Here is a 23,448-nt window from a genome sequence, read left to right as displayed (position 1 = left end):
AAAAGAGGCAGAGCAAAAAGTCGCGCATAATTGCACGTCTAACGCGCGTCCCGAAAAGTGTGAAACGGTTTTCGGAACAAGACGCGCGTAAAAACAAATAGATAGAGAATTTCTAATGATACAATCTCATCTGGAAATTCTCTAGAAGTCACCCAAGAGGGGTTCCTATGACCACAACATCCAAATTCACACGCCGCAGCGTTCTCGTCATGTCGGCAGCACTCGGCGTAACTGCCCTGTCCAGCGGCGCGTTTGCAGCAGAAGAAAAGCTGAAAGTTGCAGGTATCCATGCATCGCCTGTCGAAAATGCATGGAACTCGCGCCTTCATGAAGCGCTCAAGCAAGCCAATGACGAAGGCGTCATTGAATATGTCTTCTCGGAAGGCGTTTCGGCCAGCGACTACCCACGCGCCATGCGCGAATATGCCGAACAAGGTATCAAGCTGATCGTTGGTGAATCCTACGCGGTTGAACGCGAAGCGCGTCAGGTCGCAGCCGATTATCCGCAGACGACCTTTATCATGGGATCCTCCGGCAAGGAACAGGGCGACAATTTCGGCGTGTTCGGCACCTGGAATTTTGAGGCGGCTTATCTGGCAGGTATGCTCGCAGGCGGCATGAGCAAGACCGGCACATTCGGCTCAGTCGGTGCTATTCCAATCCCAGAAGTCAACATGCTGATTAATGCGTTTCAGGAAGGCGTGAAAGAAACCCGCCCTGATGCGAAGTTCAATGCGTCCTTTATCGGTACGTTCTTCGATCCGCCAAAGGCACGCGAAGCTGGTCTCGCGCAGATCGACGCTGGTGCCGACATTCTGTTTGGTGAGCGCATCGGCACAGCAGATGCTGCCAAGGAACGCGGTGTAAAGGCAATCGGTTCGCTGATCGATTACACGCCGCGCTACCCTGACACCGTTTTCGCCAATGCAATATGGAACTTCCGTCCGATCCTCAATGCAGCCATTGCTGACGTCAAGGCTGGCAATCCGACTGGCAAGGATTACACCCCTTTCAGCCTGATGAAGGAAGGCGGTAACGACATCGTTTACGTCAAGGGCTCAGCACCGGCAGACGTCGAAGCAAAGATGGAAGCGCGCCGCGCTGAGATTAAGGCTGGTACATTCAAGGTCGAGCCAAACCCGGCAGAGCCTAAGTAAGAAATTTCAGGGCAGCAGACGTGGCACTCGATATGAAGCAACAGGATGCAACAGCACTCGCACATGCGTTTGCGAAAGGCGTTTTGACCGCAAGAGAGGCTATGGATGCCGCAATTGAAGCAGCAGAAAAATGGCGCCCTCTGGGCGCCATTGCATATCTCGACGCAGAACTGGGGCGTAAGAATGCGGAAGCTTTTGATCATAAAGCTCCTTTCGCCGGAGTGCCGTCGCTTTTCAAAGATCTCGGCGGCCCATGCGCTGGACTGCCGATCCGGCTTGGATCGCGCGCTTGCGCAGATGCACCGCGACACCTTGATTCAGAACTCGCTGCACGTTTACGCAAAGCTGGGCTTAACTTTTTCGGCACGACAACTGTTCCTGAATTCGGGATGGCGCTTGCAAGTGAGCCAATAAACGGGCCCCCCGCCCGCCACCCCTTCGATGAAAAGCTTTCACCTGCAGGCTCATCCGGTGGTGCCGCTGCAGCCATTGCAGCAGGCATTGTATCGATAGCGCACGCAACTGATGCAGGCGGCTCGATCCGCGTTCCGGCTGCAACTTGCGGGCTGATCGGCCTAAAGCCAAGCCGTGGTACTATGCCCGCTGGTCCGCATTTCGGTAACTACCTCGCGGGTATTGCAAGCGAATTTGCGCTTTGCCGCTCAATCCGCGATGCAAAAACTCTGTTCCCGCTCGTTGCAGGCAACACTGAGAGCTTTCTGCCTGACGTCTCATTTCGATCAGATATCAAGCCGTCAAAACTGCGTATCGGTGTAGTTGCAGGAGATTTGCCAAGATATCCAGTGACGGACGAGCGCCAACAAGTGATTGACGATGCAGCCCGCTTTCTACAAACGCGGGGCCACACAATCCATACAATCGACGCGGGAACGCTTGCACCTCTCGTTGATGCGAGTGCCACTGCGTTTGATCGGATCATATCGGCAAATCTGGCCTCGGCAGTTGATGCATTTTCCATTGATGAAGCAAAGCTCGAAAGACTGACACAGGCCGTGGCATCACGCGGGCGCAAGATGAGCGCCGTCGAACTCTACGACGCTATGAATGGTGGTGTGATGACTGCCTATCAGCTCTGGCAGATTTTCCACGATCTTGATGTGCTGATTACGCCGATGCTCGCGTGCGGGCCGCAGCCAGTCGGATCATACCCGATGGATCATGACGATGTGGACGCCCACTGGCATAAGATGAATGCCTTTGCGCCTTATGCGGCATTGGCCAATATTTCCGGCTTTCCGGCACTTTCGATGCCTTTTGGCGAGGACACGAATGGCATGCCACTTGCAATTCAGTTGATTGCTCCGATGGGAGGGGACAATCTGCTTTTAGAGCTTGGCGAGCTGATGGAAGAGGACCATCGCTGGCAGCACAAATTTGGCGTTGCGGGGTTGAACGCATGACCACCACAGTTCTTGAACTGCAAAACATCACAAAACGCTTTGGCACACTGACCGCCAATGACGATATTTCGTTGAAGCTTGAGCGCGGCGAAATCCTCGCCTTTTTGGGCGAAAACGGCGCGGGCAAAACCACGCTGATGAATATCCTCTTCGGCCATTATGTGCCCGATGTTGGGCGCGTTTTCGTCAAGGGCACTGAAATCCCGCAGGGCAAGCCACGCGCCGCAATCGATGCAGGCGTTGGCATGGTGCATCAGCATTTTACGCTGGCTCCCAATCTTACGGTTCTGGAAAACATCATCACCGGGACACAAAGCCTGTGGAAGCTGAAGTCAGCCCATGGTGCTGCTCATGCCAAGATCGCCGAAATTGCCAAGCGCTTTGGCCTGCAGGTCGATCCCGATGCACGGCTTGGTGATCTTTCGGTCGGCGAGCAACAGCGCGTGGAAATTCTTAAAGCGCTGTATAATGACGCGGACATCCTCATCCTCGATGAGCCGACTGCCGTTCTGACCACCCAGGAAGCCGAAAGCCTGTTCGCGACATTAAAAGAGATGGCGCGTCAGGGCCTGTCGCTCATTTTCATTTCACACAAACTACACGAAGTCATGTCGGCAGCTGACCGCGTTGTGGTCTTGCGCGGCGGCAAGCTTGTCGCTGAGCGTAAAGCGTCCGAAACATCGAAGGAAGAGCTCGCCGAGCTCATGGTCGGTCGCCGTGTTTCTCGCCCTTCACGTGCAGCTGCGACGCCCGGTGAGACTTTGCTTGAGGCAAAGAACGTGACCGTGATAGAGGAAGGCACAACACGCCTGACAGATCTCGATTTTCATCTGCGTGCAGGCGAGACACTGGGCATCATCGGTGTTTCAGGCAATGGTCAGGCAGCGCTGGGTCGTCTTGTTTCGGGGCTTAGCCAGCCTGCCAATGGTTCACTCGCCCTATTCGGACAAGCGGTGACGAAATTTGATCCGCGTGAGTTTGTGGCCATGGGTGTTGGCCGCATCCCGGAAGATCGCAATGCGGAAGGTGCAATTGGCGATCTAACGCTTTGGGAAAATGCCGTGCTCGAACGCGTGCGTGATCCGCAGTTTTCCAATGGTATTCTGGTCAATCGAACGGCAGCGCGTGAATTTACGGATCGCATTATTAAAGATTTCGATGTCCGCGGTGGAACGCCCGACAGCCGCATTCGCCTGCTCTCGGGCGGCAATATGCAAAAGCTAATTCTTGGCCGCAATCTTGAAACGGCGCCCCGCATTCTGATTGCAGCGCAGCCAACACGCGGCCTCGACGAAGGTGCGGTTGCTGCCATTCACGCCCGCATTTTGGAAGCGCGCTCCAAAGGAGCAGCAGTGCTGCTCATCTCGGAAGATCTTGATGAGATTATCGGTCTAGCTGATCGCGTTCAGGCCATCGTCAAGGGTAAGCTGTCACCGCCAATTGATGCCGATGAAGCCAATGCGCAAAGACTGGGCCTGATGATGGCCGGTGAATGGCAGACACAGACCACAAAGGGGCTGAACTGATGCGTATTGAACGACGCGAAACTCGCCCCATGGTTTTGGTAGCAACGGCTCCAATTATTGCAGTGGTTGCTGCCTTTGTTCTTGCTGGACTGCTGATCGCCGCCGCCGGTGCGCCAGTGTTTGAATCTTTCAAACAGATTGCAATTGGTGCTTTTGGAACCAGGCTTTCAATCACCGAAACGCTGACACGCGCAGCCCCTTTAATGCTGACTGGTCTTGCGGCAGCTGTCGCGTTTCGCTCCAAGCTCTGGAACATTGGCGCAGAAGGTCAATTCTATATGGGCGCGCTTGCAGTTGTCGCCTTCGGTACGCAATTAGCCCTCCCCGCAGCCCTGCTTATTCCACTTCTGCTGATCGTCGGCGCTATTGCCGGGATGATCTTCCTTTTGATCCCGCTTGGCCTGCGTTTGCGCTTTGGTGTTGATGAAGTCGTGACCACATTGCTGCTCAATTTCGTCGCGGTTCTCTTCGTTTCGATGATGATAGAAGGCCCGATGAAAGACCCGCTGGCTTTTGGCTGGCCGCAGTCAGAGCCAATACCGGATGCAGCTGTGCTGCCAAAAATCATGTCGGGCATGCGGCTCCATATTGGCATCGTGATTGCCATCGTCCTCGCCCTCATCATTGCCTACGTGCAAAAGCGTACAGTGTTTGGCCTTGAAACCAAGGCTGCGGGGCTTAATCCGAAAGCCGCACGTTTCGCAGGTGTTCCGCTTGGCAAAACACTGGTGAAAGTTGCGTGCATTTCCGGTGGTCTGGCTGGTCTTGCCGGTGCCATACAAGTCATGGGCGTGAAAGGCTATGTCACGACCGACCTTTCGCCGGGCTTTGGTTATTCCGGCATCATCGTTGCCATGCTCGCCAATCTGAACCCCATCGGCGCTATTTTCTCGGCGCTCTTTGCAGCCGCCATGTTCGTGGGTGCAGACGGCATGAGCCGCGCTATTGGCATTCCAAGCTTCATCGCCGATGTGACTGTGGCGCTCTCACTGCTCACCATGTTGGTTGCACTCTTCTTCACCCAATACAGGATCGCCCGATGAACGAGCTGATGGATATTCTGCTTTCCGCTGGCCTCTGGGTCTCGGTCCTGCGCATCGCAACTCCGCTGATTTTCGGCACGCTCGGCGCGCTTTATTGCGAACGTGCGGGCGTACTCAATCTCGGCATCGAAGGTATCATGACCTTTGGCGCAATGATCGGCTGGTTGACTGTCTTTAACGGCGCTGACCTCTGGGTGGGCGTGCTGGCAGCGGCAGCATCGGGTGCCGTGTTTGGCTTGTTGCATGCAGCACTGACCGTGCCGCTGGGGCTCTCGCAACATGTTGTCGGCCTTGGCATAACGCTCATTGCCTCGAGCCTCAGCTACTTCCTGTTTCGCCTTCTGGTGCCACTATCCTCAACGCCACCATCGATTACGCCGTTCCAGCCAGTTAATCCATCGTGGCTCACCGATATTCCATTTATCGGGCAGGTACTTGGCACTCAGACGGCATTGACATGGCTTGCCATTCCGCTGGCACTTCTGCTGGGTTATGTTCTTTTCCGCACACCGCTTGGCCTCGCCATCCGCATGACCGGCGAAAACCCGCATGCCGCGGAAGCGCAAGGCATCAATCCTATCCGTGTGCGTATTTTCACGATCATGTTCGGCAGTGCGCTGATGGCTGTCGGCGGTTCGTTTCTCACGCTCTCTGCGTTCAACTCGTTCTTCCCGACCATGATGCAGGGACGCGGCTGGGTCTGCATCGCACTTGTCGTATTCGCCTCATGGAAACCTGCACGCGCACTTTTGGGCGCCCTGCTCTTTGCGCTCTTTGATGCTTTCCAGCTGCGCTTGCAGACGGTCTATGGGAAGCTGGTGCCTTATCAACTTTTCCTGATGATCCCTTACATCATGTCAATTGTAGCTCTTGTCGTCATGGCGCGCCGTGCACGCGTACCACAGGCACTGATGCAGCCTTATCGCCGCGGCGAGCGATAAAATAAAACATAATAAAAAACGGCGCCTTACGGCGCCGTTTTTATATCGTCAGAGAAATCAAGCTGCGCTCGACTTGCTCTTTTCAAAGCGCTTGCGCTCATTTGGATCGAGGTAAAGCTTGCGCAGACGGATCGACTTTGGCGTCACTTCGACCAGTTCGTCGTCCTGAATCCACGACAGAGCGCGTTCCAGCGTCATACGGATCGGAGGCGTCAGCTTCACGGCTTCATCCTTACCGGCGGCACGGATGTTGGTGAGCTTCTTGCCCTTCAATACGTTGACTTCCAGATCGTTATCGCGCGAGTGAATACCGATCAGCATGCCCTGATAGACCTTGACGCCAGCATCGATGATCATCGGACCACGATCTTCGAGATTGAACAGCGCATAAGCAACCGCTTCACCCTGATCGTTGGAAATCAGAACGCCATTGTTACGACCCGAAATTTCACCCTTAAATGGCTGATAATCATGGAACAGACGGTTCATGATCGCCGTGCCGCGTGTATCGGTCAGAAGTTCCGACTGATAGCCGATCAGACCGCGGGTCGGTGCATAAAACACCATACGAACGCGGTTGCCGCCCGAAGGACGCAGTTCGACCATTTCGGCCTTACGTTCAGACATTTTCTGAACAACAGTACCCGAATATTCTTCATCGACGTCGATGACCACTTCTTCGATAGGCTCAAGCTTTTCGCCGTTTTCACCGTCTTTCATGACGACGCGTGGACGCGAAACGCCAAGCTCGAAGCCTTCACGGCGCATGTTTTCGATCAGAACTGCAAGTTGCAATTCGCCACGACCCGAAACGAAGAACGAATCTTTTTCGTTTGATTCTTCGATCTTAAGCGCAACGTTGCCTTCTGCTTCCTTGAACAGACGGTCACGAATAACGCGGCTCGTCACCTTATCGCCTTCAGTACCAGCATAAGGGCTGTCATTGACGATAAAGGACATGGTCACAGTTGGCGGATCGATTGGCTGTGCTTCCAACGGAATGCTAACTGAAGGATCGCAGAATGTGTCAGCAACGGTGCCCTTGGAAAGACCGGCAATAGCAACGATGTCGCCTGCCTGTGCTTCCTCAATTGGCTGACGCTCAATGCCGCGGAACGCGAGAATCTTCGAGATACGGCCATTTTCGAGCAGCGAACCATCCTGACCGAGAACCTTGACAGCCTGGTTAGCCTTGATGGAACCGGAGTGAATACGACCTGTGATGATACGTCCAAGGAACGGATCAGCTTCAAGAATCGTACCGATCATGCGGAACGGACCTTCAGCAACCTTTGGCGCTGGAACGTGCTTGAGAACCAGATCGAACAGTGGTGCCAGACCTTCGTCCTGAGGGCCTTCCGGGTTCAGTGCCATCCAGCCGTTACGGCCTGAACCGTAAAGAACTGGAAAGTCGAGCTGTTCGTCGGTCGCATCAAGATTGGCGAAGAGGTCGAAAACTTCATTGATGACTTCTTCATGGCGACCATCTGGACGGTCAATCTTATTGATCGCAACGATCGGACGAAGGCCAACCTTGAGTGCCTTACCAACAACGAACTTCGTCTGTGGCATTGGGCCTTCAGCAGCATCAACGAGCACGATAGCGCCGTCCACCATCGAAAGAATACGCTCAACTTCACCGCCAAAATCGGCGTGACCTGGCGTATCAACGATGTTGATGCGTGTGTTCTTCCAAACAACCGAAGTGGCTTTCGCGAGAATGGTAATCCCACGTTCCTTTTCGATGTCGTTCGAATCCATCATGCGTTCTGCGACGCGCTGATTGTCGCGGAAAGAACCGGACTGCTTCAGCAGTTCGTCAACCAGCGTGGTTTTGCCATGGTCAACGTGTGCGATAATAGCGATATTACGCAATTCCATATAGAGATCACTTCTGTATGAGTTGGGAGCCGCGCCAAGATGGATGCACGGAAAATCAATGGGCCGCTCTTACAGGTTTTTTTATGTTTTAGAAAGGGGCAGCGCGAAACTGCCCCTAAATTAACCCGGAAAGCCCGGATTTAGGTGTTTGTTTACAGGCCGATTGTGACAGTTTTGCCGTGCAACCTACAGCAAAGTGCCTGAAAGAATGACCAGTGCCACACTGAAATAAATGACAAGACCTGTCACATCGACGAGCGTTGCAACAAAAGGTGCCGATGCACTCGCTGGATCGAAGCCCAGTCTGCGAAGGATAAACGGCAGCATTGACCCCGTTACCGAACCAAAAGTTACGATACAGACAAGTGCCATACCCACCGTGGCTGCAACCAGCATCCAATGCTCACCATAATCATAGATGCCGAGATTCTGCCAAATAGCGATGCGAACAATGCCGATGAAGCCAAGGAACGAGCCCAGAGCCAGTCCTGTCGGTATTTCGCGAATTGCCACCCGCCACCAGTCTTTAAGTGTCAGCTCCTGCAATGCCAGTGCACGAATGATGAGCGATGTGGCCTGCGAACCCGAATTACCACCCGAAGACATGATGAGCGGAATGAACAAGGTCAGAACCAGTGCCTTTTCCAGCTCCAGCTCAAAATGCTGCATCGCACTGGCTGTGAGCATTTCGCCGAGAAACAGAATACCCAGCCAGCCACCGCGCTTTTTGAGCATTTCACCGAAACCAATGCGCATGTATGGCTTGTCGAGTGCTTCCATACCACCGAAACGATAGGCGTCTTCGCTCGCATCCTCGGTCATGGCATCCAACACATCATCGACAGTCACAATGCCGATGATGTGACGGCTGTCATCAACGACGGGAACCGCCAGAAGATCGTGCTTGCGGAAAAGGCGCGCAACGTCTTCACGATCTGCGTTTGGTGAAATGGTAATAGGATCATCGTCGCGTGCGAGCGAAAGGATCGGCTCATCCAGCTCGCGGATAATCAGCCGGCGCAAACTAACCACACCCAGCAGAACACGTGTCTGCGGATCGACCACATAGATTGCGTAAACAGTCTCGCGTGTGCGCTCCACCTTTCGGATGTGCTCAAGCGTTTGCCCGACATTCCAGTTTGACGGGACAGTGATGAACTCGATTGTCATGAGGCTACCCGCAGTATTTGTGGGATAGCCCATAAGCTTTTTCAGCGCGGCCTTTGTTTCTGGCGCAAGAATGGGAAATAAGCGTGCCCGATCCGCATCTTCCATCGACTGGAAGACGTCCGTCGCACGGTCAGCGGACATCCCGTCCAGCAATTCACTGGAAATATTGGGCGGAAGAATCGTCAGGATTTCAGTTGCGCGTTCAAGCTCCGGCTGATCAAGCAGACGAATGGCGTCTTCTTGCGAGAGTTGTGCGATAACTGCGACTGCATCATCTGCGTCGAGTTCGTTGACGATCTCAACTGCGTCGCCGGTGCGAATATCGGCGATGCGGCTGGCGATTGCTGCAGCAGGTAGGTCGGCAACATTGAATACTTCGGAGGAGAAGTTGTTGTCGGTCATAGGCTTGCCTTTCTGTCGATCCGCCGTCGAAGACAGACCGTGCAAGCTGACCGCAAACGATCAGATCACGAACTGCCTTGACGGCTGAAACAATCGACTGTGACTGTCGCTTGGCATAAGAGAATAAGACTCCGGTTGAAATGCAGCCAAAGAGTTGGGGCTGCGTGGCTGATTTGCGCCCGGCTGCCTCGAAAGTCAACCCCCGCCTCTCAATCATGAAGGCTTTTTCATAATCCCGTGGCACCCTTGTCTCGCCCGTTGCAAAATCCTAAGTCTGATACATATCGAATTCATTTTATCTGGAGTCTCTGATGTCCGAAAAGCAGCCCTACAATCACGCATTGACCCAATGGAATGGACCGCTTGGTTTGCCGGACTTCACAGCATTTAAGGACGATGATTTCGCCGCCACTTTCGACGTAGCTTTGGCCGAAGATCTCGCGGAAGTTGAAGCGATCATCAATGATGATGCTGAACCAACAATTGAAAATACGCTAAAAGCTTTACAGCTTACCGGCCAATCGCTTGATCGCGTTTCGTCCATTTTCTGGCTTCGCGCTGGTGCTCACACCAACGAGACCATTCAGGCGCTGGAGCGGGAAATCGCGCCCAAGATGTCGCGTCATTATTCGCGCATCATGATGGACCCAAAGCTGTTTGCCCGCATTGATGCGCTTTATGAAAATCGCAGTCACCTTGATCTCGACATTGAGACAAAGCGGGTATTGGAAAAGACATGGAAAGGCTTTGTCCGTTCCGGCGCAAAGCTCGATGAAGCAGGCAAACAGGAGCTCGCTGGCATCAATGAAAAGCTCGCTGGTCTGGGTGCACGCTTCGGCCAGAATGTACTCAAGGATGAAGCAAGCTGGTTCCTATTGATCACCGATGAAGCTGACCTTGCAGGACTGCCCGATTTTCTGAAAAATGCCATGCAAAGTGCCGCTGCAGAACGCGGTCAGCCGGATGCGTGGGCAATTACGCTGTCTCGTTCGATCGTTGAGCCGTTCCTGACATTCTCGAAAAACCGCGAACTGCGCGAACAAGCGTTCAATGCCTGGGGCAAGCGCGGCGAAAACGGTGGCGAGACTGACAATCGCGAGATCGTGCGCGAAACGGTCGAACTGCGCGAACGCAAAGCGCATCTGCTCGGCTACACCAACTTTGCCGCATACAAACTCGACGACACCATGGCCAAGACACCAAAAGCCGTGATGGATCTGTTAGAGCCAGTCTGGGACAAGGCACGCGCCAAAGCGAGCGACGAAGAAGCAGAACTCGAACGGCTGATCGCAGCTGATGGTCATAATCACAAAGTCGCGCCGTGGGACTGGCGTTTTTATGCCGAGAAGCTTCGTGCCGAGCGATTTGCGTTCGATGAAGCAGAGCTGAAGCCATATCTGCAGCTCGAAAAAATCATCGAAGCGAGCTTCGATGTAGCCACCCGTCTTTTCGGCATTCGCTTCGAAGAGAAAAAAGGCATCCCGACATGGCACCCTGATGTGCGCGTGTTTCAAGTTCTCAATGCAGATGGCAGCGAGCGTGGCTTATTCCTTGGCGACTACTTTGCCCGCACATCAAAGCGCTCAGGCGCGTGGATGAGTTCACTGCAATCAAGTCATAAACTCGATGCAGGGCAAAAGCCGTTCATCTACAATGTTATGAATTTCGCGAAGCCCAAGGCTGGCGAACCTGCCCTGCTCTCGCTTGATGATGCCCGCACGTTGTTCCACGAGTTTGGCCATGCGCTGCATGGGCTTCTTTCGGATGTGGCGTGGCCTGCCATTTCCGGCACTGCTGTTTCGCGAGACTTCGTTGAACTGCCGTCCCAGCTTTATGAGCATTGGCTAACGGTGCCTGAAGTGCTTGAAAAATATGCCGTTCACTATCGCACCGGTGAGGCCATGCCAAAGGCGCTTCTCGACAAGGTGCTTGCTGCGCGTTCATTTAATGCAGGCTTCAACACGGTCGAGTTCACCTCGTCCGCACTTGTCGATATGGCATTCCATACAGGCACGGAAAAAATCACTGACCCATTGGCTTTTGAAGCAGAAACGCTGAAAAAACTTTCAATGCCTGACGCAATCATCATGCGTCACCGCACGCCGCACTTCACCCATGTATTCTCCGGCGACGGCTATTCGGCGGGCTACTATTCCTACATGTGGTCTGAGGTGCTGGATGCCGATGCATTCTCGGCCTTTGAAGAAACAGGCGATGCTTTCAATCCGGAACTGGCAGCAAAGCTGAAGCAATATATCTATGCAGCTGGTGGCAGCCGCGACCCGGAAGAGCTTTACAAAGCCTTCCGTGGTAAGATGCCAACGCCGGATGCAATGATTGAAAAGCGTGGATTGAATTAACAGCATGTCTCCCAAAAGTGGGAACCGGTTTTGGGACAAAGACATGCGCAGAAAAAGTAAAGGCCGGGAACCCGGCCTTTTTGTTGTCTTCTCAATATTCGCCGAGCTTGATATCAGGCGTATATTCGACACCCTCAACTTCCTTGATAACCGGCTGACCGCAATGCAACACGCCTGTTGCTGCATTGAACGCATAGGTTGGCGAACCATGCAGCTGCCAGCCCTTGTTCAAAGCTGCAGTGACACGGTGACAGAATGCGGAATCATCTGGGCCAGTGATGAAACGATAGAGCTTCATAGTTTTTCTTCCTTTAAGTTTTTACGAGATTGATTTAGCCAGCAGGCGCTCGGCCATTTTCAGGTGCAGGCGTTCGACCATCTGGCCGTTCAGCGATACGACGCCTTTGTCAGCATTTTCTGGCTGCGCAAATGCAGCGACCACCGCACGGGCATTTGCCACATCTTCGTCTGAAGGGGAGAAGGCGCGATTGGCTACCTCAATCTGCGAGGGATGAATGAGGGTTTTGCCATCAAAGCCCATCAGAGCGCCCTGCATGCATTCCGCTTCAAAGCCTGCAGTGTCGCGAAAATCGTTATAGACGCCGTCCAACACATCGATGCCACCAGCACGCGCGGCCAGTAATATCTGCATCAGCCATGGGACGAGATAAGGCCGCCCAGATTGCGGACGCACACCGGTTGCCAGCGCAATATCATTCGGCCCGACGACAAAACAGCTAAGCCGTGCGGCAGAGCGATGGCCCAGTACGGCAATCTCATCCGCATTGAGAATTCCGCGAGGGGTTTCGATCATCGCCCAGACGCACATTTGAGGATCCGCATCCTGACGATCAAGCAGGCTCGCCGCATCAATCACGTCCTGCGGACGCTCAACCTTCGGCAACAAAACCGCGTCCGCGCCAATCTCTGCCGCGGCATTAAGATCAGCCTTATTCCATTGCGTATCGGCGGCGTTCACGCGCACAACGCGCTCAAAGCCGACGTTTGGATGCTCAGAAAAATAAGAAATCAATGCATCGCGCGCTGCAAGTTTTGCTTCCGGCGCAACAGAGTCTTCCAAATCATAAATGACGCAATCGGCTCCAAGCGTCAGCGATTTTTCAACCGCACGGCTATTGGAAGCTGGTACAAACAAAACGGAACGGCGCGGACGAGCAATTGTTTTCATACGCAATTTGTGCACCGAACAGCGTTCATTCGCAAGCACTTAACCCGCATATTCTAAGACACTTGAAATCTGCATTGTGACTGCTTAATTTGCATCCACGGTTGGAATGCACCTGCCGCTCGCAGCCTCAAGGCCATGGTAAAGCATTCTGAATTCACGTTCCTGTTCCGGTGACGGCAGAAACGGCAATGCGGGTGCCCGTTCACGAAAATGCTGCTCACATTCAGGAGCGATATTATGACCACAGCAATCCTTGCTGGGAACACGACAACCGACTTCAAACATCAGGCTCGCCGTTTAAGGCAGGCTTTAGGCGAAGAAGGCATTAACATTAGCCACGGAAAAGCGCTTGATCTCGTTGCACGCCAATCTGGCACACGCGACTGGAATACGCTTGCAGCCAACAGCACGAATATTGAAACTCCAAAGGTTGAAGAAGATAAAGCACCTTACCGCGTCAGTCAGCGCGTTTCGGGCATGTTCCATTCAACAGCATTTGAAGCCCGCATCATCGGCGTGGAAGAAACGATCAAGCCTGATCTCTGGCGGATCACTCTGCAATTTGATCCCGCAATTAATGTCGCAGTTTCACCCAACCTGTCGATGCTGCGCAGGCGATTCACGTTCGTTGTTGGTGCAGACGGTAAGTCACGCCGATTGACCGGCAGTGAGAGTGGCGGAATTACATTAAACATACAATAATTTCGCCAATAAGAGCACCAGCGCATGATTCTGAGTTTGTTAGCAAAACCTCAGAAATATTCATGCGCAAAGCTTAAAGAGTCCCTTCCAGCGTACCTTTGCATATGCCGGAAGGGCAATTTTTGTCTTGAGGGTTGCGACCTATTGGGCACTTGCGGCCAGAAAGATTGACTCTCTGCCATGCTGATGTAAAGCAGACTGCAAATTTAAAATACCCAACCGACAGGTCAGGAACATGGATAAGTTCACCAAGCTCACGGGCGTTGCAGCCCCCCTGCCGATCGTCAATATCGATACGGACATGATCATCCCGAAGGATTATCTGAAGACGATCAAGCGCACGGGTCTGAGCAAGGGGCTTTTTGCCGAAATGCGCTTTAACGAAGATGGAACCGAAAATCCAGATTTCGTGCTCAACAAGCCGGGCTATCGCAACGCGCAGATTCTGGTTGCCGGCGACAATTTTGGTTGCGGTTCTTCGCGTGAGCATGCGCCTTGGGCACTGCTTGATTTTGGTATTCGCTGTGTGATCTCGACTTCGTTCGCCGACATCTTCTACAACAACTGCTTCAAGAACGGCATTCTGCCAATCAGAGTCAGCCAGGAAGATCTCGATAAGCTGATGGACGATGCATCACGCGGTGCCAATGCAACGCTGACTGTTGATCTTGAAGCCAAAGAGATCCACGGTCCTGATGGCGGTTCGATTGCCTTTGACCTTGACGACTTCAAGCGTCATTGTCTGCTCAATGGTCTTGATGATATCGGTCTGACCATGGAAAAGGTAAGTAACATTGATACGTTCGAGGCGAAAAACGCTCAACAGCGTCCCTGGGCATAATGGTAGCTTCGTTATGCGCCTTTGGTCGATGTGCGGTGGCCTGAATCATTGAATAGGACACGGTTGGCTGAAATGGCCAGAGAAGATCAAAGCGGTGACTGGGCGGGACGTCTCTCGCCCTCGCTAGACGAAATTGAATCTATTGCGATTGAAGCGCTTGCGCATCTTCCGCAGGAATTTCGTGCGCTTTGTGGTGACATCATCATCCAGATTGCAGACTTCCCTGAAGAACAGATCGTTGAAGATATGGGCTTAGAGACGCCCTTTGATCTTCTTGGTCTGTTTGAAGGCATGGGGATAGGCGAACGTTTCAGCCTTCAAACCGGCGACACGCCCAACCGCATCACGCTCTTTCGCCGCGCAATTCTCGACTATTGGTCAGAGAATGAAGAGACACTTGGCGATATTATTACCCATGTTCTCATTCATGAAATTGGCCATCATTTTGGCCTTACCGATGATGATATGGAAGCTCTGGAAGCACATGCTGACTAAAGCAACACATTATCGCGGTGCTTTAGTAGGCTATCAGTTCTAACCAAAATTGAGACAATTTTGGCCGTTTTTAATACAATCCAATCAAGATATCGGACGCAGAGAATGCTATAAATCTGCTCAGTTCAATCTGAGTGATGATCATGAGCCTTTCGCCCGCCGCCTATCAGCTTCTCCTTGTTTACACGACCTATGTTATTGCTGCCGGAAGCCCCGGCCCAAGCAATATGCGCATCATGGGCGTTTCCATGCATCAAGGCCGCAAAGCCGGACTGATGTTTGCATCAGGTGTTGTGACCGGCTCTATATTCTGGGGCCTGATGGCGGCAACAGGGGTATCTGCAATCCTTACACGGTTTGCCGAAGCGCTGATTATTCTCAAGATTTTCGGTGGTCTTTATCTGCTCTACCTCGCGTTCAAAGCAGCACGTGCTGCTATGACATCAGATGAGCAAATCGCAGCACGCAACATAAATGGTGATGCATTCCTTTCAGGCGGCGAACTATATCGTCGTGGCCTGCTTTTGCACCTTTCCAATCCAAAATCGATACTATCATGGATAGCACTCGTCACGCTTGGCCTTGGCACAAATTCGTCTTGGCAACAGATGGCGGCATTCCTCGGTGGCTGCATTACGCTTAGCATTACGATCTTCTGCGGCTATGCGATTGTGTTCTCTACTGCACCCATGGTGCGGTTATATCGTGGGGCACGGCGCTGGATCGAAGGGGTTCTGTCCACGGTGTTTGCCCTCGCTGGCATTCGCCTCCTTCTGTCACGCTAGAACCATTTGAGAAATGAGTCTCGTAATGAAGATGTTCCATGGTCTATCCGCCTTTCCGCTCACGCCGATGGATACCGAAGGCAATTTGATAGAGGACGCGCTAGAGGCTTTTCTTACGCGCATCCATGACGCAGGAGCAGATTCGATTGGCCTATTAGGAAGCACAGGTGGATATGCTTTTCTCACACGTGAACAACGTCAGCATACAGTGAAAACTGCCGTCAAACACATTGGCGGTAAAATACCACTGATTGTTGGCGTTGGAGCGTTGCGTACTGATGAAGCGCAGGCACTTGCAAGAGATGCCGCAGACACTGGCGCTGATGCTTTATTACTTGCGCCCGTTTCCTACACGCCGCTGACCCAAGAAGAAGTCTATCAGCATTTCAAGGCTGTCGCGCGGGCCACTGATTTGCCGCTTTGCATTTATAACAACCCTGGGACCACGCGATTTGTTTTCAGTGATGAACTGATTGCTCGACTTGCAAATATCGATAATATCTGCGCGATCAAGATGCCCCTGCCCGCCGACGAAAACTATGCGGCAGAAATTGGGAAGTTGCGTGCTTCAACACCCGATGACTTCGCCATCGGTTATAGTGGCGATTGGGGCGCAAAAGATGCACTTCTTGCGGGGGCCGACACTTTCTACAGTGTCGCTGCGGGTCTTCTACCAAAACAATTTTCAGCACTTGTACGCGCGTCGCAAAGCGGCCACCAGACTGAGGCGGAACGCATCAATGCAGCATTTGAGCCGCTCTGGAGCCTGTTCAAAACCCATGGCAGCTTCCGCGTAATGTATGTCATCGCCGATCTACTGGGTCTTGCGAAAATAGAACCGCCTCGGCCCATATTGCCGTTAACGACAGAGGTCCGTGAGCAGATTGAGGATGCTTTGCAGGTTTTGGAAGAACTATCCTCATAAACAAAAAAGGCGCTCAACCGAGCGCCTTTTGCTTGTCTAATTTATGCTACGCTTAGGCGGACATCGATATTGCCACGTGTTGCATGGGAATAAGGACAGACGATGTGCGCAGCATTGACCAGCTCCTGCGCTTTGGCTTTTTCAACTCCAGGCAAAGCGACTTCCAGAGCCACATCCAGTCCAAAACCAGTGCCATCTTCACGCGGACCAATACCAACAGTGGCTGTGACCGTGCTATCAGCAGAAATAGAAACCTTTTCTTTCGCTGCGACGAATTTCAATGCGCCGAGGAAACAAGCTGCATAACCGGATGCAAACAACTGCTCAGGATTAGTGCCTTCGCCACCCGAACCGCCAAGTTCCTTTGGCGTATCAAGAACAACACTAAGGCGACCGTCTGCCGTCTTGGCGCTGCCTGTGCGGCCGCCGGTTGCGGTGGATTGGGTGGTGTAAAGAATAGTCATTTAAATGTCTCCGTTGGTATCGTTGAATTATCTCCACAACCAAACTGGCAGATTTTTATATTGTACACAATCTAATTTTGCAAAATTTATTTACACAAATATGTGATGCGCAATTCAATTGCGCCTCATGTATAATCCTGTCATGGAGCCTGGGCTATGAAAGACGACAACCAAGAATCTCATCTCAATCTGTCGGATATGGTTTGTTTCGCGATCTATTCCACTGCGAATGCGTTAACGCGCGCATACCAGCCAATTTTGAGTAAACTGGAACTTACTTATCCTCAGTTTCTGGTGATGGTTATTTTATGGGAACAGGATAATTGCACGGTTTCGGAAATTGGTGCGAAACTCAATCTCGATTCTGGCACCCTCACCCCGCTTTTAAAACGGCTTGAAGCAGCCGGTCATCTCGCGCGCCGCAGAGATCCAGAAGATGAGCGGCAGGTCCGCATTACGCTGACCGATGAAGGGCGTGCTTTGCGGATAAAAGCTGCCGATATTCCTGAGAAGGTCTTCTGCGCGCTTGGTGAGCCTCTGAATGACTTGCAGGATTTGCGTGAAAGATTGCTTAAAGTCCGCAATAATCTCAAAGACAGCATTTCAAGGTAATAAAAAAAGCGCCGGTTGCCCGGCGCTTTTGTTTTGTAATCTGTAAGATCGATTAAGCAGCAAGTGCCTTTGGCGTAATCAGGCCACGCGCAACAAGCAGTTCTGCGATCTGGATTGTATTAAGAGCAGCGCCCTTACGCAGATTGTCGGAAACAACCCACATCGACAGGCCGTTTTCAACCGTGATGTCTTCACGGATACGGCTGATGTAAGTTGCGTCTTCACCTGCCGATTCATATGGCGTGATATAACCGCCATTTTCGTGCTTATCGACAACCTGACAGCCTGGTGCTTCACGCAGAATTTCACGTGCTTCGCCAGCCGAAATCGGGTTTTCGAACTCAATGTTAACGGCTTCAGAGTGGCCAATGAAGACAGGAACGCGCACAGCCGTTGCGGTGAGCTTGATCTTCGGATCAAGCATCTTCTTGGTTTCAGCCATCACCTTCCATTCTTCCTTGGTGTAGCCGTCTTCCATAAACTGATCTATGTGCGGGATCACATTGAACGCAATACGCTTCGTAAATTTCTGCGCCGTGACAGGGTCGGCAACAAAAACCGCACGCGACTGCTGAAACAGCTCGTCCATGCCTTCCTTGCCAGCGCCCGAAACGGACTGGTAGGTGGCGACAACAACCCGCTTGATCTTGGCTGCGTCGTGAAGCGGCTTCAGAGCGACAACAAGCTGCGCAGTCGAGCAATTCGGATTGGCAATGATATTGCGCTTGCGGAAGTCTTCAATCGCGTCTGGGTTCACTTCCGGAACGATCAGCGGCACATTGGCATCATAGCGCCATGCGGATGAATTATCGATGACAACACAACCCTGCGCACCGATCTTTGGCGACCATTCTTTGGAAATATTGCCACCAGCAGACATAAGGCAAATGTCAGTATCCGAAAAATCGTACTGGTCGAGCGCCTTAACCTTCAGCGTCTTATCGCCATAAGATACTTCCGTACCCTGACTGCGACGCGAAGCGAGTGCTACGACTTCATCAGCCGGAAAACCGCGTTCTTCGAGGATATTGAGCATTTCGCGACCGACATTCCCGGTAGCGCCGACGACTGCAACTTTAAAACCCATTTACCTGTCTCCTGTCCTCTCCGCTTCCATAAAAACCCGCGACCAGCGGGCCTTTTCCCTGGGCCGGACCCGGGGAGAGAGGGCGAGCAGGCCAAGGGGTCAGACCGTTTTGGTGGTCGTTTTAATGCAAGTGGCCGTGGTAGTTTTGGAAACGGACGCCATAGCGGCACCGATGGCGTTGAGGCCATTCAGTCCGTACAAGCTATGTGATGCGCAGGAAGCGTTCACGGGATTTCTCCTTTTCCGATTGCGCTTTTAAGCCCTTTGAGAAAAGAGTCAATGTGTTTGCAAAGACAAGCGCAACAAAACTGCTCGAATATGCAGGAACAATGCCGCTTATTACCCTGACAGGCGCAATGAAAAAGCCCGCGCAGCGAATGCGGCGCGGACCTTACTCAAAATTGCGACGAATTAATACAGCAAGCGCGTGCGGATGGTGCCCGGAATTTCGCGCATCGCCTGAAGTACGTCCTCAGCGTGTTCCTCCATCGCGTCGCCTTCAATCACCACATAGCCAACTTCACCATCGGTCTGCAAAAACTGGCTGATGATGTTGATATTGTGTGACGAGAAAATATTGACGAGACTGTTAAGGATGCCCGGACGGTTTTCGTGCACATGCATGAAACGCGTGCCGTTCGGACGTGCTGGCAACTGCACCTGAGGGAAGTTGACAGCACCCAGCGTCGAGCCAACATCGGAATATTCAACAAGCTTGCGGGTGACTTCCATGCCGATGCGCTCTTGCGCTTCTGCGGTCGAACCACCGATATGTGGGGTCAGAATGACGTTTTCCAGTCCCTGCAATGACGAAGTAAATGGATCTTTGTTCGAAGCCGGCTCAACTGGGAATACGTCAATTGCGGCACCTGCGAGATGCCCTTCTTTAAGCACTGTAGCCAGCGCTTCCAAATCAACCACATTTCCGCGCGCATTGTTGATGAGGAAGGCACCCTTCTTCATCTTACGCAGCTTGGCTTCGGTGATCATCTTGGCCGTCGACTTGTTTGACGGTACATGCAAGCTGATTACGTCGGAAATTTCGAGCAGTTCGTCGAGCGTCTCGGTCGGGATAACATTGCCATATTGCAACTTGTCGGTCATGTCGAAATAGCGAACCGTCATGCCGAGGCTTTCAGCAAGGTTGCCGACCTGCGAACCAATGTTGCCGTAGCCAACAATACCCAGCGTTTTGCCACGCACTTCACGGCTACCCGTCGCGCTTTTGTCCCAGCCGCCCGCATGCGCAGAGTTTGAACGCGGGAAAATGCGGCGCATCAGCATGATGATTTCGCCAATCACCAGCTCGGCCACTGAACGTGTATTGGAGAACGGTGCGTTGAAAACAGGGATACCGCGTTTGCGGGCCGCCTTCAAATCAACCTGATTGGTGCCGACCGAAAAACAACCGACTGCGATCAGACGCTGCGCAGCTTCAAACACTTCATCGGTCAGCTGGGTGCGCGAACGGATGCCTATAATATGCGCCGACGCAATCGCCTCGATCAGCTCAGCTTTGTCCAATGCCTTTGGCAGATGGACAACATTTGTATAGCCAGACGATTTGAAATAATCGACAGCGGACTGATTGATGCCTTCGAGAAGAAGAACATTGATACGCTCACGCGCAAATGAAAGACGTGCGGTCATTTTTGGGGCTTTCAGGCTCTGGGCTCGGTACTCGCTCGGCGACATAAATCAATCTGCAAATGTCGTCACTGCGATATTTTGGGGCATGCGGATGAATTGAACTCTGAGGATTTGTCGGCATTTATCGCGAGAGCGACTTAGCACTCCATGACCGAGAAAAAAACCAAATTCGACGGAAAATGGCCAACGACAGTCGTATTTGGATAATCATTTCAACTTCACAACACATACGCGCCTGAGATTGCATGAATCATAGGCCTTCATGCGCCCAAAAAAGATGAATGGCGCCGGATTACCGCTCTGTTACGCAACTTTAGAATTCACTCATCATCGCGAGTCGTCTCGGTGCGATCGCGCTCATAGTGACTGCTCAGCGGAAATTCTGGCAACCACGCTTCGCGACGGATAGTCCAGAGCTCGTAAGTTGGCTTGAGTTGATCAGGCGCATCCAGCGATCCGAGGTTGATTTCAACTTCATCGCCTGACTTTGAAAATACGGACGATCCGCAGTTAAGGCAAAAAAACCGGCCCGCATAGCTGTTCGTTTCTCCTTCAATGATTACAGCATTCTCCGGGAAAATTGCAGATGCATGAAACAATGCACCATGATGCTTGCGGCAATCGAGGCAATGGCAGACACCGACCCTGTAAGGATTTCCAGAAGCTTCCAGTCTGACGCGACCACACAAGCAACCACCTGTAAACTGTTTCATCTCTGCCTTTCGTCCGCGAACCGGTTATCGGCTTTTATCATACTAAAAGATAATAACCGTTTGAAACGATTCAGTTCATCATGACCAGGTGGAGACGTGTGCGGAAGTTGGAGGAGAACATCCGCACATATCAGCAAAAATGCTGTTGGGAGGAACCCTATGTCAGTGCAATCGAGCGCCAAGGCAGGCGCGCCTAAAATGACGCGTGAAGAAAAGAAGGTTATTTTCGCCTCTTCACTCGGCACCGTATTTGAATGGTATGATTTTTATCTATACGGAACACTTGCTGCCTTTATTGGCGCCGCGTTCTTCAATGAATATCCAGAAACAACCCGTAATATTTTCGTTCTGCTCGCGTTTGCGGCAGGCTTTCTTGTGCGCCCGTTTGGAGCGCTCGTGTTCGGACGCATCGGCGATCTCGTCGGGCGTAAATATACATTCCTTGTCACGATCGTCATCATGGGTGCCTCGACCTTTCTGGTCGGCATTCTGCCGGGATCGGCAACAATTGGCATCATAGCGCCTACAATCCTGATCATCCTGCGCATGTTGCAGGGTCTGGCCCTGGGCGGCGAATATGGTGGTGCTGCAACCTATGTGGCTGAGCACGCGCCAAACGGTCGTCGCGGTTTCTACACATCGTGGATTCAGACAACCGCAACGCTTGGACTGTTCCTTTCTCTGATGGTCATTTTGAGCATTCAGAACGTCATGACCACAGAATCCTTCGCCTCGTGGGGCTGGCGTATTCCTTTCCTTGTTTCGATTGTTCTTTTGGGCATTTCCGTCTGGATTCGCTTGCAGATGAGTGAATCGCCTGCCTTCAAGAAGATGAAAGAAGAAGGTAAGACATCAAAGGCACCACTTTCCGAAGCTTTCGGCCAGTGGAAAAATGCGAAGATTGCCCTGATCGCTCTGTTCGGCCTCACAATGGGTCAGGCTGTCGTCTGGTATAGTGGCCAGTTCTACGCTCTGTTCTTCCTGCAGAACGTACTGAAAGTCGAAAATCAGTCCGCCAATATTATGGTTGCATCGGCGCTGGTTATCGGCACCGGATTCTTTGTTGTGTTTGGCTGGTTATCAGACAAGATTGGCCGCAAGCCGATCATCATGGCTGGATTGCTTTTGGCAGCAGTCACCTATTTCCCGCTGTTTAAAGCGCTCACGCAAGCTGCAAATCCGGCGCTTGCTCATGCAGAACAGACCATCCGTGCAACCGTTACCGCTGCGCCGGGTGACTGTAACTTCCAGTTCAACGCTACAGGAACGTCGAAATTCACCAGTTCCTGCGATATTGCCACGAGCTTCCTGTCGCGTAGCGCCGTGCCTTACGATGTGGTAACAGGTCCTGCCGGACAGCCTGCAACCGTCAAAATCGGCGATGCGACCATCACGTCCTTTGATGCAAACGCAGCGGGTGCGGATGCAAAAGCCAAACAGGCGACACTGACACACGACATCAACCTTGCTCTGCAAAAGGCTGGCTGGCCACTGGTACGCAGCCCTGCAAAGGTTGCCGATTCAAAGCTTGATGCCTTTGTTGCGGCAAACCCAGAGCTTGCTCTGAATGCAGAGGCCGTGCGCGCAGGTGAGAGCACCACAATGACCAATGCGGAATTGGTCAAAGCAAACATCGTCACGCAGATCGAAGCAGATGCGGCAGGTGAACCAAGTCAGGCTGTTTACACCATCCCGAACGCAGGCGCGTTCAAGATGGTTGCAGATCCGGCACAGATCAACTGGACAATGACAATCGCAATCCTAACCGTTCTGGTCATCTACGTAACCATGGTTTACGGCCCGATTGCCGCTATCCTCGTTGAGATGTTCCCAACACGCATCCGTTATACTGGTATGTCACTACCATACCACATCGGTAACGGCTGGTTCGGTGGTCTTCTTCCAGCAACCGTGTTTGCAATGAGTGCTGCCAAGGGCGATATTTATTATGGTCTTTGGTATCCGATCATCATCGCGACGATTACGCTCGTCATCGGCATCCTGTTCGTCAAGGAAACCAAAGACGTCGATCTCAACAAGGTCGAATAATAGTCACCACCAATGAAATAAAAACGCCGCCTCTT

21 protein-coding genes are annotated in these 23,448 nt (G+C 52.4%); 13 read left to right on the top strand and 8 right to left on the bottom strand.

All coding sequences use genetic code 11. The features are described 5' to 3' along the window. The first annotated feature begins 167 nt into the window (after positions 1–167). The 5 genes from RI570_RS14830 to RI570_RS14810 are packed head-to-tail and all read left to right on the top strand — an operon-like array spanning position 168 to position 6,088. Positions 168–1,157, top strand: a complete 990-nt coding sequence (locus RI570_RS14830; RefSeq protein WP_313829327.1) for a BMP family protein — start codon at positions 168–170, stop codon at positions 1,155–1,157. A gap of 32 nt (positions 1,158–1,189) precedes the next feature. Beyond that, positions 1,190–2,578 carry an amidase gene (locus RI570_RS14825; RefSeq protein ID WP_313830059.1) on the top strand — a complete coding sequence of 463 codons (1,389 nt, stop codon included), beginning with the start codon at positions 1,190–1,192 and terminating at the stop codon, positions 2,576–2,578. Beyond that, on the top strand, positions 2,575–4,104 hold the full coding sequence (locus RI570_RS14820) for an ABC transporter ATP-binding protein (RefSeq protein ID WP_313829326.1): 1,530 nt from the start codon (positions 2,575–2,577) through the stop codon (positions 4,102–4,104). Before RI570_RS14825 ends, RI570_RS14820 begins: the two co-directional genes overlap by 4 nt. Then, the gene (locus tag RI570_RS14815; RefSeq protein ID WP_313830058.1) at positions 4,104–5,147 is read left to right on the top strand and encodes an ABC transporter permease; all 1,044 of its coding nucleotides are present in this window, start codon (positions 4,104–4,106) and stop codon (positions 5,145–5,147) included. Before RI570_RS14820 ends, RI570_RS14815 begins: the two co-directional genes overlap by 1 nt. Next, positions 5,144–6,088: an ABC transporter permease gene (locus RI570_RS14810; RefSeq protein WP_313829325.1), complete on the top strand. Its 945-nt coding sequence runs from the start codon at positions 5,144–5,146 to the stop codon at positions 6,086–6,088. The genes RI570_RS14815 and RI570_RS14810 overlap by 4 nt, the downstream gene beginning before the upstream one ends. A 57-nt stretch (positions 6,089–6,145) precedes the next feature. Here RI570_RS14810 and typA read toward each other — a convergent pair whose 3' ends face one another. Then, positions 6,146–7,969, bottom strand: a complete 1,824-nt coding sequence (gene typA, locus RI570_RS14805; protein WP_313829324.1) for a translational GTPase TypA — start codon at positions 7,967–7,969, stop codon at positions 6,146–6,148. Positions 7,970–8,155: 186 nt separating this feature from the next. Continuing rightward, a complete protein-coding gene (mgtE, locus tag RI570_RS14800; protein ID WP_313829322.1) occupies positions 8,156–9,541 on the bottom strand; it encodes a magnesium transporter in 1,386 nt (461 codons plus the stop codon). 311 nt (positions 9,542–9,852) lie between these two features. Between mgtE and RI570_RS14795 the strand changes: the two genes are divergently transcribed. Then, positions 9,853–11,901: a M3 family metallopeptidase gene (locus RI570_RS14795; RefSeq protein WP_313829321.1), complete on the top strand. Its 2,049-nt coding sequence runs from the start codon at positions 9,853–9,855 to the stop codon at positions 11,899–11,901. 91 nt (positions 11,902–11,992) lie between these two features. Here RI570_RS14795 and RI570_RS14790 read toward each other — a convergent pair whose 3' ends face one another. Both RI570_RS14790 and RI570_RS14785 read right to left on the bottom strand, forming a co-directional pair. Beyond that, positions 11,993–12,199, bottom strand: coding sequence for a DUF1737 domain-containing protein (locus RI570_RS14790; protein WP_250043456.1), 207 nt, complete (start codon positions 12,197–12,199; stop codon positions 11,993–11,995). A 21-nt stretch (positions 12,200–12,220) separates the two neighbouring features. Continuing rightward, positions 12,221–13,090 (bottom strand): CoA ester lyase, encoded by an 870-nt coding sequence (locus tag RI570_RS14785; RefSeq protein WP_313829320.1) that lies wholly within the window; start codon positions 13,088–13,090, stop codon positions 12,221–12,223. Between the two features lie 237 nt (positions 13,091–13,327). Between RI570_RS14785 and RI570_RS14780 the strand changes: the two genes are divergently transcribed. The 5 genes from RI570_RS14780 to RI570_RS14760 all read left to right on the top strand — a co-directional run bounded on the left by RI570_RS14780 (position 13,328) and on the right by RI570_RS14760 (position 16,838). Continuing rightward, positions 13,328–13,792 (top strand): glyoxalase superfamily protein, encoded by a 465-nt coding sequence (locus tag RI570_RS14780; protein ID WP_313829319.1) that lies wholly within the window; start codon positions 13,328–13,330, stop codon positions 13,790–13,792. 235 nt (positions 13,793–14,027) lie between these two features. Then, positions 14,028–14,633, top strand: coding sequence for a 3-isopropylmalate dehydratase small subunit (gene leuD, locus RI570_RS14775; protein WP_313829318.1), 606 nt, complete (start codon positions 14,028–14,030; stop codon positions 14,631–14,633). Positions 14,634–14,705: 72 nt separating this feature from the next. Next, positions 14,706–15,128, top strand: a complete 423-nt coding sequence (locus tag RI570_RS14770; protein WP_313829317.1) for a metallopeptidase family protein — start codon at positions 14,706–14,708, stop codon at positions 15,126–15,128. Positions 15,129–15,271: 143 nt separating this feature from the next. After that, entirely contained in the window at positions 15,272–15,913 is a 642-nt protein-coding gene (locus RI570_RS14765; RefSeq protein WP_313829316.1) for a LysE family translocator, read from the top strand. Between the two features lie 25 nt (positions 15,914–15,938). Next, positions 15,939–16,838 carry a dihydrodipicolinate synthase family protein gene (locus RI570_RS14760; protein ID WP_313829314.1) on the top strand — a complete coding sequence of 300 codons (900 nt, stop codon included), beginning with the start codon at positions 15,939–15,941 and terminating at the stop codon, positions 16,836–16,838. 41 nt (positions 16,839–16,879) lie between these two features. On the opposite strand, the gene RI570_RS14755 is transcribed toward RI570_RS14760, so the two are convergent. Then, positions 16,880–17,302: an organic hydroperoxide resistance protein gene (locus RI570_RS14755; protein WP_313829313.1), complete on the bottom strand. Its 423-nt coding sequence runs from the start codon at positions 17,300–17,302 to the stop codon at positions 16,880–16,882. Between the two features lie 156 nt (positions 17,303–17,458). On the opposite strand from RI570_RS14755, the gene RI570_RS14750 reads away from it, so the two are divergent. After that, positions 17,459–17,914 carry a MarR family transcriptional regulator gene (locus RI570_RS14750; RefSeq protein ID WP_313829312.1) on the top strand — a complete coding sequence of 152 codons (456 nt, stop codon included), beginning with the start codon at positions 17,459–17,461 and terminating at the stop codon, positions 17,912–17,914. 52 nt (positions 17,915–17,966) lie between these two features. Here the strand turns inward: RI570_RS14750 and RI570_RS14745 are convergent, their stop codons facing one another. The 3 genes from RI570_RS14745 to RI570_RS14735 all read right to left on the bottom strand — a co-directional run bounded on the left by RI570_RS14745 (position 17,967) and on the right by RI570_RS14735 (position 21,364). Further along, on the bottom strand, positions 17,967–19,001 hold the full coding sequence (locus RI570_RS14745) for an aspartate-semialdehyde dehydrogenase (RefSeq protein WP_313829311.1): 1,035 nt from the start codon (positions 18,999–19,001) through the stop codon (positions 17,967–17,969). A 411-nt stretch (positions 19,002–19,412) separates the two neighbouring features. Next, positions 19,413–20,651 (bottom strand): phosphoglycerate dehydrogenase, encoded by a 1,239-nt coding sequence (gene serA / locus RI570_RS14740; protein WP_313829310.1) that lies wholly within the window; start codon positions 20,649–20,651, stop codon positions 19,413–19,415. Positions 20,652–20,971: 320 nt separating this feature from the next. Continuing rightward, entirely contained in the window at positions 20,972–21,364 is a 393-nt protein-coding gene (locus tag RI570_RS14735; protein ID WP_313829309.1) for a GFA family protein, read from the bottom strand. Positions 21,365–21,523: 159 nt separating this feature from the next. Here RI570_RS14735 and RI570_RS14730 point away from each other — a divergent pair, with 159 nt between their 5' ends. Then, the gene (locus RI570_RS14730; RefSeq protein ID WP_313829308.1) at positions 21,524–23,413 is read left to right on the top strand and encodes an MFS transporter; all 1,890 of its coding nucleotides are present in this window, start codon (positions 21,524–21,526) and stop codon (positions 23,411–23,413) included. The last annotated feature ends 35 nt before the right edge of the window (positions 23,414–23,448 follow it).

The sequence above is a fragment of the Brucella pseudogrignonensis genome (assembly GCF_032190615.1).
Classification (GTDB): Bacteria; Pseudomonadota; Alphaproteobacteria; order Rhizobiales; family Rhizobiaceae; genus Brucella; species Brucella pseudogrignonensis_B.
This window is presented reverse-complemented; position numbering and strand designations above follow the sequence as displayed.

What these genes read in the sequence shown, in the direction of transcription:
- RI570_RS14830 (WP_313829327.1), top strand. Translation starts at nt 168, where the DNA reads ATGACCACAACATCCAAATTCACACGCCGCAGCGTTCTCGTCATGTCG.
- RI570_RS14825 (WP_313830059.1), top strand. Translation starts at nt 1,190, where the DNA reads ATGAAGCAACAGGATGCAACAGCACTCGCACATGCGTTTGCGAAAGGC.
- RI570_RS14820 (WP_313829326.1), top strand. Translation starts at nt 2,575, where the DNA reads ATGACCACCACAGTTCTTGAACTGCAAAACATCACAAAACGCTTTGGC.
- RI570_RS14815 (WP_313830058.1), top strand. Translation starts at nt 4,104, where the DNA reads ATGCGTATTGAACGACGCGAAACTCGCCCCATGGTTTTGGTAGCAACG.
- RI570_RS14810 (WP_313829325.1), top strand. Translation starts at nt 5,144, where the DNA reads ATGAACGAGCTGATGGATATTCTGCTTTCCGCTGGCCTCTGGGTCTCG.
- typA (WP_313829324.1), bottom strand. Translation starts at nt 7,969, where the DNA reads ATGGAATTGCGTAATATCGCTATTATCGCACACGTTGACCATGGCAAA.
- mgtE (WP_313829322.1), bottom strand. Translation starts at nt 9,541, where the DNA reads ATGACCGACAACAACTTCTCCTCCGAAGTATTCAATGTTGCCGACCTA.
- RI570_RS14795 (WP_313829321.1), top strand. Translation starts at nt 9,853, where the DNA reads ATGTCCGAAAAGCAGCCCTACAATCACGCATTGACCCAATGGAATGGA.
- RI570_RS14790 (WP_250043456.1), bottom strand. Translation starts at nt 12,199, where the DNA reads ATGAAGCTCTATCGTTTCATCACTGGCCCAGATGATTCCGCATTCTGT.
- RI570_RS14785 (WP_313829320.1), bottom strand. Translation starts at nt 13,090, where the DNA reads ATGAAAACAATTGCTCGTCCGCGCCGTTCCGTTTTGTTTGTACCAGCT.
- RI570_RS14780 (WP_313829319.1), top strand. Translation starts at nt 13,328, where the DNA reads ATGACCACAGCAATCCTTGCTGGGAACACGACAACCGACTTCAAACAT.
- leuD (WP_313829318.1), top strand. Translation starts at nt 14,028, where the DNA reads ATGGATAAGTTCACCAAGCTCACGGGCGTTGCAGCCCCCCTGCCGATC.
- RI570_RS14770 (WP_313829317.1), top strand. Translation starts at nt 14,706, where the DNA reads ATGGCCAGAGAAGATCAAAGCGGTGACTGGGCGGGACGTCTCTCGCCC.
- RI570_RS14765 (WP_313829316.1), top strand. Translation starts at nt 15,272, where the DNA reads ATGAGCCTTTCGCCCGCCGCCTATCAGCTTCTCCTTGTTTACACGACC.
- RI570_RS14760 (WP_313829314.1), top strand. Translation starts at nt 15,939, where the DNA reads ATGAAGATGTTCCATGGTCTATCCGCCTTTCCGCTCACGCCGATGGAT.
- RI570_RS14755 (WP_313829313.1), bottom strand. Translation starts at nt 17,302, where the DNA reads ATGACTATTCTTTACACCACCCAATCCACCGCAACCGGCGGCCGCACA.
- RI570_RS14750 (WP_313829312.1), top strand. Translation starts at nt 17,459, where the DNA reads ATGAAAGACGACAACCAAGAATCTCATCTCAATCTGTCGGATATGGTT.
- RI570_RS14745 (WP_313829311.1), bottom strand. Translation starts at nt 19,001, where the DNA reads ATGGGTTTTAAAGTTGCAGTCGTCGGCGCTACCGGGAATGTCGGTCGC.
- serA (WP_313829310.1), bottom strand. Translation starts at nt 20,651, where the DNA reads ATGACCGCACGTCTTTCATTTGCGCGTGAGCGTATCAATGTTCTTCTT.
- RI570_RS14735 (WP_313829309.1), bottom strand. Translation starts at nt 21,364, where the DNA reads ATGAAACAGTTTACAGGTGGTTGCTTGTGTGGTCGCGTCAGACTGGAA.
- RI570_RS14730 (WP_313829308.1), top strand. Translation starts at nt 21,524, where the DNA reads ATGTCAGTGCAATCGAGCGCCAAGGCAGGCGCGCCTAAAATGACGCGT.